Annotated in this window: 6 protein-coding genes; 3 read left to right on the top strand and 3 right to left on the bottom strand. The window is 44.1% G+C overall.

The window, feature by feature from the left end; translation table 11 throughout:
- Positions 1-343 precede the first annotated feature (343 nt).
- Positions 344-922 carry a PadR family transcriptional regulator gene (locus PSE7429_RS17550; RefSeq protein WP_009628641.1) on the top strand — a complete coding sequence of 193 codons (579 nt, stop codon included), beginning with the start codon at positions 344-346 and terminating at the stop codon, positions 920-922.
- A gap of 13 nt (positions 923-935) precedes the next feature.
- Here PSE7429_RS17550 and PSE7429_RS17545 read toward each other — a convergent pair whose 3' ends face one another.
- From PSE7429_RS17545 to trmD, 3 genes are all read right to left on the bottom strand, one after another.
- Positions 936-5,993, bottom strand: a complete 5,058-nt coding sequence (locus PSE7429_RS17545) for a DUF4132 domain-containing protein (RefSeq protein WP_009628640.1) — start codon at positions 5,991-5,993, stop codon at positions 936-938.
- 1 nt (position 5,994) lies between these two features.
- Positions 5,995-6,414 carry a hypothetical protein gene (locus PSE7429_RS17540; protein WP_009628639.1) on the bottom strand — a complete coding sequence of 140 codons (420 nt, stop codon included), beginning with the start codon at positions 6,412-6,414 and terminating at the stop codon, positions 5,995-5,997.
- 274 nt (positions 6,415-6,688) lie between these two features.
- Positions 6,689-7,357, bottom strand: a complete 669-nt coding sequence (gene trmD / locus PSE7429_RS17535) for a tRNA (guanosine(37)-N1)-methyltransferase TrmD (protein ID WP_009628638.1) — start codon at positions 7,355-7,357, stop codon at positions 6,689-6,691.
- Positions 7,358-7,450: 93 nt separating this feature from the next.
- On the opposite strand from trmD, the gene PSE7429_RS17530 reads away from it, so the two are divergent.
- Entirely contained in the window at positions 7,451-8,764 is a 1,314-nt protein-coding gene (locus tag PSE7429_RS17530; RefSeq protein WP_009628637.1) for a molybdopterin molybdotransferase MoeA, read from the top strand.
- A 241-nt stretch (positions 8,765-9,005) separates the two neighbouring features.
- The gene (locus PSE7429_RS27800; RefSeq protein WP_324603580.1) at positions 9,006-10,280 is read left to right on the top strand and encodes an RNA polymerase sigma factor SigF; all 1,275 of its coding nucleotides are present in this window, start codon (positions 9,006-9,008) and stop codon (positions 10,278-10,280) included.
- Positions 10,281-10,333: the final 53 nt, after the last annotated feature.

Below are 10,333 nucleotides of genomic sequence, written 5' to 3'. Positions count from 1 at the left end.
CGCACGCGCAGCGTGCGCTACAGTTTTTGGGGTTTTATATTTAGTTGCGCCTAGCTACTTATACCAAATCACAAAATGGCTACGCCATTTTGTGATTTTAAAACCCTTACTGGGTTTGGTTTTTAATTCCCAAAAGTGTAGCCACACTTTTGGGAATTGGTATTATAGTTGTTGCCCAAGTTTAAAAACCAAGAATTGATTGGCGGCGCTTTGCGCCGCCAATCAATTCTTGGTTTTTAAGTTCTAGAAATTTATAGTTGACAAAACCGATATATCGCGATAGCTTTTATGTATAGATATCGATATATCGCGATAGCTATTTAAAACCAATAAGGAGTTACCTATGTTTAGACAATTTCGTTCCCATTTTCCTGATCTAGCTTTAGCAGGAGAAGGACTTAACAATCACTTCTTCATGAGTAGGAGGCATGGACACAGAGATAATTTTGGTGGCGGGTGGGGCGATGAGCCTCGCACCCGTCGCGGTGACATAAAATTCATTCTGCTCGCACTGCTATCGGAGCGACCCATGCATGGCTATGAACTGATCAAAGAATTAGAAGCCCGTGGTGGTGGATTTCGCCGTCTCAGTGCGGGCTCGGTATATCCCGCATTACAAATGATGGAAGAAGGCGGTTATCTGACGAGCGAGCAGATTGATGGTAAGCGTATCTATACGATCACCGAGAATGGCAGGCAATTTTTGAGCGATCGCCATCAGCAATCCCCTGTCAAAAATCCTCGCGACAGCTTCACAGAAAACAAACCTACGGAATTGATAGAATTACGGCGGACTTTAACCGAGTTAAACGATGCTGTCACCCAAATCGCTCGCAGCGGCAATCTGGAGCAGGTCAATCGCGTGCGTGATCTGCTTACTCAGGTCAAGCGTGAAATCTACAAAATGCTTGCAGAGCAGTAATATTCCTCTGTCGTTACAGTAATTGCTGCAAAATGGTGGGATCTTTAATTTCTTTATCCTTGGCGAGTAGGAGGATCTTAGAAATTATTTCCGCAGTTTTCGGATCGTCATCGGCAAAGGGAAGGAATAATCTACCTCGATGCTGACTGTGAACGGGAACAATGCAAAGGGAGCCCCCTGGTTGGCGATGTACCACACCACTGCCAAGATGGACAGAATAGCTGCCGAGTTCACCTTCGATTAGGGCATAGTTATTTTGTAAATTGACATTGGTCAGTTTCAATAATCGATTGGTTTCCCGAATTAGTGCCGATCGCATTTCCACCGTAGAAGCACTTGCCTCTGGATCGACTCCGCCTTGATGCGCCACGCTCACCACTAGGTCAAGATCGCGCATGACTTCGCTAAAAACTATGGCAGGAACTTGATCGAGTTTGAGAGAAGTGTTGCGACTACGTTGAGAGAAGTAGACAGCATCAATAGTTAAACCTTCCACCTCGGCGGGAGTAGTCCAACCACTGTCAGTTTCCACAGATACATAAATATCTTGGTCATAGAAAATGCGATGGATACTTGATTCATAATCGTAACTATTCGCCACCCAGCCACGCTGTCCAAATAGAGCTAAAGCCTGTCTGGGATTCACCTGATGTCCAGCATAGCGGCGAGAACCTTTCTGTTCAGTTTCTTCCGTAGGAATAGGAAGATAGAGTTCTCGAAAAATTTGTTTGAAAGGTTGCGATCGCTCAGCATGGAAACATTCTTGTTGCCAGAGATGCCATTCACCCGTTTTCACAAGATCGGCGGGATGGGCGATTCGGACTAGATCAGCAGAATTGAGTTGGATGTAAGTGCTGTCATGTTTTCGCAACCGAGAATCTTGGGGATAACCGATCGCCGTTTCGCCAACAAAAATCAACTGTTGCAACATCGGGCGCAGAATGGGATGAATTAGTAATTGTTGCAGTTCTGCACCTGTAAAGCGATCGCCGCGACACATGGACTGTTCGAGAGACAACCGCATTCTTGAGGCTTGTTTGGTTAGTTTCTGTTTGCGCTCCTGAAGACCCATAATTTCTGTATTCTTTTTGAGCGTCGCAGGAATAGTTTTTTGCGGTTTACCTTTTTTGACGATTGTTAAATTAGGAGCGCCGAGCGCGTCAAGACTGAGACTAACGGAAACATCGCCTTCTGTCACCGTGACCGCACCTTCTACTAAATCAGCGATCGCTTTGGCTTCCATCGCCCATTCTAGGCGTTGAGGATCGGCGTATCCTGCTGTCCGCGACAGGTTTTCGAGGGCAATACGGGCGGCTAGTTTTTCACTCGCCTGACGTTGGGAACCAAATTGTTTAGTACCCTGCATAAATTCTTGAATAACTTCGTAGCGTTGCAAAATATCGGCTTCACGATTCTCTGACTCTAAGGGAATTAAACCCAAGGCTCGCACAGAATCCTGATGGCGCTTTGTTTGAATGCGATCGATGGTTGCCGATTTCTCAATTTGTCCTAACATGGCATCTGCAAACAGACGCGCCCGCGTATGTCCTTGTCCGCCCGCTGCAAATTTCGCCGCTTCGTGGATTTCTTCCCATTGAGCGGGTGTCATGGCGCGATAGGCTCTCCAAAACCAAGCTACATCGACAGCACCATCTACTAGATCTTGGCTGGTGAGGGGAGTATGTTCGCCAACTTGAGCGCTCCAACCTTCTCTAATCGATTGCTCGACTTGCCAATGGGAATCTTTGGTATGGGCATGGAACCACCATACGGCTTCGGCAAATGCGGGAGATTCCAGTAGATGCCCGACATAACGCGCCCATTGAGGAGCATAGACGGCAAGCTCGATCGCTTTGCGATTAGTAAGTCCAGAAGCGGTAAATTGCTGCGCGAATAGTTCGGGGGTATCGGTGGGCAGAGGGAAAGAAACACGAATGAGATGACTAAATACAGCGGCTTTACTAGCGTGATCGTAGCTCCATCCTCGGATAAACTGTTCTTTGCCTAAATTTTGCAAAAGTTTAATCACGGGAGCAATGCCTAATACAGACTGCAAGCTCAAGGCGGCTTCGGTAGCAGGAGTGGGTAAATCGCCGCGATCGCATTCTATTTCCACAATCCGACTTCGACAGCGATCGACTAATTCTAATAAGTATTGATAATCAGGTTCAGGCAAACTAGAAAACTCATTTCTAGTGCGATTATCTGCTGTAAGCGTTCCGCTACGTTGAGTTAATGTTCTCAATTCTCTAAAACAGTAGTAGTTCTCCAACCTTTCACCAACTAAAAAATCTAAAAGATCTGCTTCTGTAACTGCATTGGCTTTGAAGGCAAAAATCATCTGGATTAAATTCGGACGACAACGCTTAATCTGTCCTTCCGATTGATTACTAATTGGCAAAACCTGATAACTTCCATTACCTTCATTTTTAAGGTAACGCGGTACTGTTCCAAATGGTTCATCAATCCAGCGTAGTAACTGCCATAGTCGTCTTGTCTGTGCTAATGTCCATTCACTAGGACACGAATTATGATACTGAAAAGCAAAAAGCAACCATGCAGTGAATTGATTATTTTCACGCCAATCATCAATATATTGATCTGGATATTGCTCTGGAGACGATCCAAGACTCTGTAAAACGGTTTGATGAATTGTCGCAAGTGAAAACTGGGTAGCGTCTAAAATAAAATCGACAGCACCTTCAAGAGGATATAGAAACAGCAGCCATTTCAGCGCACACTTAACTAAACTGCTATAATTTAATCCTTGTACTTCAATCACCAAAATTCGCTGACAATCTCTTACCCATTTAGGTGATTGATCGTTTAAAAAATGGTTCCGAAAGAAAGAATAGTCTTGGAAAAGGTTTTCATGTCCTTGTCTAGGCAAAGAAGCTATGGCTCGCAATAATTCATATCCATCGGCATCACGTAACTCTGGTGATCGATTCTGCCACCATTCTTGCCACACCTCTGCTAAAGGTAAATTAGCAAGATTCTCCTCATGGGAAATATCTGGGGAAGGAAAACTTAACCAATGTAAATTCCCTAGCAATTGCTCTTCGCCTTCAGTTCCATCCCATCCTCTCAGTTTAACTGGCACATTGCGATATTCATGAATTAAATCGTCGAGCGATCGCAAAATATTTTTTGCAGCTTCAGAAACTAATACAATTTCGCGATCGGGAAATTCGGGCGGAATCGCGGGAGTCCGTTGACTGGGATCGAATAGTCCCAAGCCATTTTCGAGGGTAGCAGTTTGCTGCTTTTCGGGTTCAGAAAATTTCTGTAAAAGCTCTACTTCGGCGGCGGTGAGTTTTGGTCTTTGGCGATAGGCTTCCACTTTTCGATAACAGTCATCGCTCAGACGTTTTGCCCGAATCATTTCATCTAATAATTCTAGTCCCGATATACGTTGCCCCGCATCTTTACTGTTTAAAAGGCGATCGCTACTAATAAGAACATCATTGTCCGCTTGATTCAAGATTAAATTCAACACTCCCCGCCGCAGATCGCTACCTTTACGGGTGAGTAAACCCTCCATTTTGACAATCAATTCAGAATTGAGAGCATAGGGTTTGAGTAAATTGAAAATTTGTTCGCGCAAATGGGAAGAGCGATCGCGCATTGCCGCAAAAACTTGACCCTGCACCTCATCATCCCAAGGTTGCTCTTTAATCAATAATTGGATTACTTGAACCCGAAGCCACACGTCCATCTCTGACAGATAGGGAATCATCCTTCTGGGAGAGCGATCGCCTAAATGATCATTTAAAGTGCGGATAACCTGCGATCGGTTTAAACTCAACAGCATCCATTCCCAAACTAGAGGTTGTAGTTTCTTCTCATTGGCGGGAATTCTTTGTAAAAAAGCTTCTAAACGCTCAAATAGATCGTTATTTATCCGATTGCTATCTATTTGAATAGTATTCAGAATACTATTCTGAATGCCCTGAAAAGCTTGGGCAGCCACTCGCAAATCGCGATCTTCGAAAATAGGTAATAGTGCTTGCTTCGTTGAGTCTAAATGTAATTGATTCAGTAAGAATGCAGCCACAAAGCGAACTTCCACTTGAGAATGTTGGAGTAAGAGCGTCGCAGGGGCGATGGCAGCTTCAGCATTCTCAAAGGCGATCGCCCATAGACAAAGATAAACTTCTTGAGGATCGGCACTTTCTAAACCTGACTGCCTTAAACTCTCATCTTCGAGAAATCCTAATAATTGACGCAGCGATCGCTCGGCTATTTTCTTCTGTTCGACAGTCCAACCAAAGCCAAACCACTGATCCACTGCTCGAATCGTAGCACTAAAGCGGATTAAATCCTGCTCTAAAATCAACCTCACCATGCGCCGAAAAGCTTGGGGATGGGCCTGAGCGATCGCTTCCAAAATCGTCTGTCTTAGTCCTTCCTGTCGTTGGGCAGCTAGGAGTAAATTCTCTACAAATGTCCAGCAGTCAGGTCGATTAACTATTAATAGCGATCGCACGACATGATTGCCCATAGCTGCGATCGGATGTTCCCCCCTTGCCGAGTCTAGTAATATTTTTAATATCTCCTCCGAATGTTCATCTTCCGCTTCTATCGCCGCCGCGAACAGAATGCCAATATCGGTGTATTGATAAATATAAGCTACCCAAACTGCATACCAAGCAATATCCTGTTCGTAGTGCTGAACTATATTCAGAATGCTTTGTACCCAATTAACTAAAGTGGCAGGGATAATGGAAGATGACAAGCGAAATGGCTGCCTTTGATAGCTATTCTGATAGGGTAATCGCTGATGTAATTGCCAACCAGCTTCTACATATTTGGCAATTAATGGACATAGCGCTTCAAAGATTTGATATCTTTCCGTAGCATTAACTTCTCCCAAACGATTAGCTGATTTTGCAAGCTCTTCCCAATTCTGACAATATAATCCATGCCGATCCCTTCGCAATAAAGCCCAAGCAATTTCTCTTAAACTATCTGGTAGAGATGCGATCGCCGTTTGATGTCGCTCTAACCAAATTTCGGGAGTGCTAAAGAATTTTTGTAGTTCTTGAGAAGCCTGTTCGCGCTTTAACATATTAACCTCCTACCATCGCCACGAGACGCAAAAATAATACCTTGCTTTGGGGCTGTAGCGTCACTTGCTCGTCCAGCGATTCATACTGGCGATCGTCAATAAAAACATAGTATAAGCCATCGCTAAAAGCCTGAATCGCCGCCTCAAAAGCGGCTTGCAGATCGACAGATTGAGTCGCAAATTCGCGATCGCCTGAAGTTATCTTGCCTTTTTCCATTCCCCAAGCGATCGCATCCTTAGTCAAGATTTGAGGCAATCTTTGTTGCTCTTGGCGATCGCGAAAAGCAGTCACTTCTGCATCCACAATATCCAAAATCAAATCGCGTAATGTCAAGCCTTCCTGCGAGATTGATACTTGCCACGGTGCAATTGGCGATCGCTTACGACCTATAACCTTTGCTTCAACCTCAACGATTTGCATAGTATGACCTATACGCTTATTCAGAAAGTAGATATGGGAGTGATTTTATCACTAAAAATTTATCACTAAAATTTATCACTAAGTAGCTAAAAACTAACAGTCTGCGCCACCAACTTAGTTGGTGGCGCAGACTGTTAGTTTTTATTCTTTAACGATACTGATGTATAACTGCCGTCAACTGTATCAGGACATAAAACCCAAAATAATGTTGCCGCGCTCCGCGCAGCAACATTATTTTGGGTTTTATTCTTTAACTATACTTACCTGACAAATACTATAGAAGATCGGGGCGGCGTTGTTGGGTACGGAGAATTTGTTGTTCCTTTCTCCATTCCGCAATTAATTTATGATTGCCCGATCGCAATACTTCGGGAACTTCCCAACCTCGGAATACTGGAGGTCTGGTGTATTGCGGATAATCCAGCAGTCCATCCTCAAAACTCTCAAACTTGAGCGAATCTTCCTTCCCCACTGTTCCTGGACGCAAACGTACAACGCCATTAATTAGCGCTAGTGCAGGAATCTCACCACAGGTCAATACAAAATCTCCAAGGGAAACTTCGCGAGTGACTAAATGCTCGCATACCCGTTCATCAATTCCTTCATAACTCCCACAAATAAGGACTAGCTGATCGTAATTGGCAAGCTCCTTAAACATTTCTTGCTTCATTGGTTTTCCCTGCGGAGTCAGATAGATAATTTCGCGCTTAGGCAAAATTGGCAATGACTCTACCGCTGCAAAAATCGGGTCTGGCTTCATCAACATTCCCACGCCGCCGCCATAGGGCTCATCGTCAACACGATGATGCTTATCGGTGGTGAAGTCTCTGGGATTGGTCAGATACACCTCGGCAATCTGATTGGCGATCGCCTTGCCAAGCAAGCTTGTTTGCAACGGCGAAGTAAAAAATTCAGGAAAAAGGGTGACAATATCTATACGCATAGACAAATTTTATCGCAAAACCCAAGAACTCCCAAAGACTCCCCAAAACTCTCAAGAAATACCCAAAATTCCCCGAAACTCCCCAAAATTCCTATGAATATGCTTCCAGTCGCCAAAGTAGAGGAGATCGTTTTAAGTTTGGTAAAACCTTTCGATCCGCAAATCGATAGTGAAATTATCCCCCTATCCCAAGCTCTGAACCGAATTTTAGCAGAGGATGTCCGTAGTGCCTTGGACTTTCCCCATTGGGATAACTCCGCGATGGATGGCTACGCTTTTCGTTACGCAGATTTAGAGGAGCAATTTCAGGAGCAATTTCAGGAGCAATTTCAGGAGGAATTTCAGGAGCAATTTCAGGAAAGATGGCAGTTACGGATCACTGCCGATGAAATTCCCGCAGGAATGGCGATCGCTAAACCCCTAGCAAAAGGCGAATGCATTCGCATCTTTACGGGAGGAATGTTACCCATTGGTGCGGATACTGTGGTCATGCAGGAAGATACAGAACGTATTGGCAATATTTTGTACCTTCAAGTCAAACCAATCCAAGGCGAATATGTTCGTCGTAAAGGTGAATTTATTACCGCAGGCACAACTCTGGTGTCAGCAGGTAGTAAATTAACCCCTACAGAAATTGGCGCTTTAGCTTCGGCAAGATGCCAACAGGTAAAAGTCTATCGTCAGCCACGAATTGCCGTTATTTCCACAGGGAACGAACTTGTGAGCCTTGATAGTTCGGCACCACTTCACTTAGGACAAATAATTGACTCCAATTTACATGCTATATCCGCTCTGATCGCCCAAGCGGGAGCGATCGCCGTTCCCTTTGGCGCAGTCCCCGACGACCGAGAAGAATTAGAAACCGCCATCAAAAAGGCGATCGCCACTAGCGATATGGTTATTTCCATAGGTGGGGTTTCCGTTGGTGATTACGACTATATAGATGGATTGCTGGAAAAACTAGGTGCTCATATCCATGTAAGGTCAGTTTCCATTAAACCAGGAAAACCTCTAACCATAGCTTCCCTCACAAACTCTCTTAGTGTGAATGGAAGTGAGGAAAGAATTGTTTATTTTGGAATTCCCGGAAATCCAGTTTCGGCAATGATGAGTTTTTGGAGATTTATTCGTGGTGCGATCGCTAAGTTAAATGGCGCGGGTGAAACCCATTGGCAGCCTCAATTTATTAGAGCTTCCACCACGGAAGCTCTTAATTCTCAAGGCAGACGCGAGACCTATCTCTGGGGAAAATTAACCTATCCCAAAGGAATCCCCACCTTTCAACCCGTCTCCAATTACAGTTCGGGTAACTTAATTAGCGCGATCGGGGTAAACTCTCTCGCAGTAATGCGAGTAAACCAAACTTATGTACCCGTGGGAGATGAAGTGATAGTTATGTTAATCTAATCATTACATTCTTTCGTGGTGATAATCCATAGTTGAATGTATAATCTAGGGGGCTGCAACGATATGAGAATCTTATAATTGTCTTAGGACAGAATCTTTAGACAATAAAAGAAATTGGATATAAAGATATAGATTGTATTATTCTCATGGAGTCCCAGATTAGCCTCAGGGCTAGGGGCAAAGGTCAAACAACGTAACCTAATCTATGTGCCATTGACAGCTATTGGTATCAAGCACATGTATGCAAAGTTCTCCTCTAATGTATTGGGCATATTTTCTAGCTGCTTGCATCATTGAGGATGTTCGTCCTATGCAATTAGATGAAAATAGCCTAAACAATGAAAATATCGCGAAACTTCTGCGGGGGTATCGGTTTTCTCCCTCTGAATCCTTACAGCATCAGCTAGTTGAGATTCATATGGGCATAATTCGCGAAACGATCGCTTCTTTACCAATCTCGCTCATCAATCAAACTAATATTGGCGAAAGGCGATCGGGAGATCGCGCAGACACCAGTGAACGTCGAGTATCTAACAAAAGAATTGGTGAAAGGCGTTCAAGCGATCGCGAATTACTAGAAGTAGGTAAGCAAGGCTTTAAAAAAGCCCTCAGTCAATTTAATCCTGAAACAAATCCCAATTTTTCTGAATTCGCCCAATTAATCATCTATCAACACTTAGAGAACTTTTTGCAAAGGAAGTATTTAGATAGTCGCAACGAACCAAAGGAATCCGAAGAAATGGATTCCCAAATTACGATCTCCAAAAAGCAAGAAACTCTAGAAATTTTGCAAGCCTATCGCTCTAAACCATCGATCAAGCTGCGCAACCAACTCGTAAACCTAAATATTGGCTTAGTACGGCGTGAAGCATATCACTGGAAAAATCAATGCCAAGAAAGCTTTGAAGATCTGATGCAGGTCGGCTCGATTGGGCTAATTAATGCGATCGAACGTTTTGATGTCAGCAAGGGAAATGCCTTTAGTTCCTTTGCCGTACCCTATATCAAGGGGGAAATCCAACATTACTTGCGGGACAAAAGTCCTACGGTGCGAATGCCACGCGCATGGCTGACAACCTATAACCAAGGCTGCAAAATTATTCGTACCAAACGGGCTGAAACTGGACGCGAACCTTCAAGTCAAGAAGTAGCCAATTACCTAGGTATCACAGTCAATGAATGGTATGACATCAAACTTGCTTGTCAAAACCGATCGCCAATTAGCCTTGATACACCGATCGATCAAAGCGAAGATAGCAGCACCTCGATCGGCGATCTGGTCACCGATCATAAATATCAAAGTTTTCAACTTGCTCAAGAGGACAATATTCGCCTCCAGCAAGCCCTCGATCTGTTAGAAGATCGTACCCGTGAAGTGGTGGAGTTTGTATTTTTAAAAGAATTTACCCACCGCGAAGTCGCTGAAACTCTAGGCATTAGCGCTGTAACTGTTTCGCGGCAACTTAAAAAGGGATTGATTGCCCTCAAAAAGATTTTAGCCACACCCATCGACTGATACCAATTCCCAAAATGGCAACGCCATTTTGGGAATCTCAAAACCTTACTGGG

Origin of the sequence: Pseudanabaena biceps PCC 7429, from assembly GCF_000332215.1 — a bacterium.
Classification (GTDB): domain Bacteria; phylum Cyanobacteriota; class Cyanobacteriia; order Pseudanabaenales; family Pseudanabaenaceae; genus Pseudanabaena; species Pseudanabaena biceps.
The sequence above is the reverse complement of the archived record's forward strand: the minus strand, read 5'-3'. Positions and strand labels throughout refer to the sequence as shown.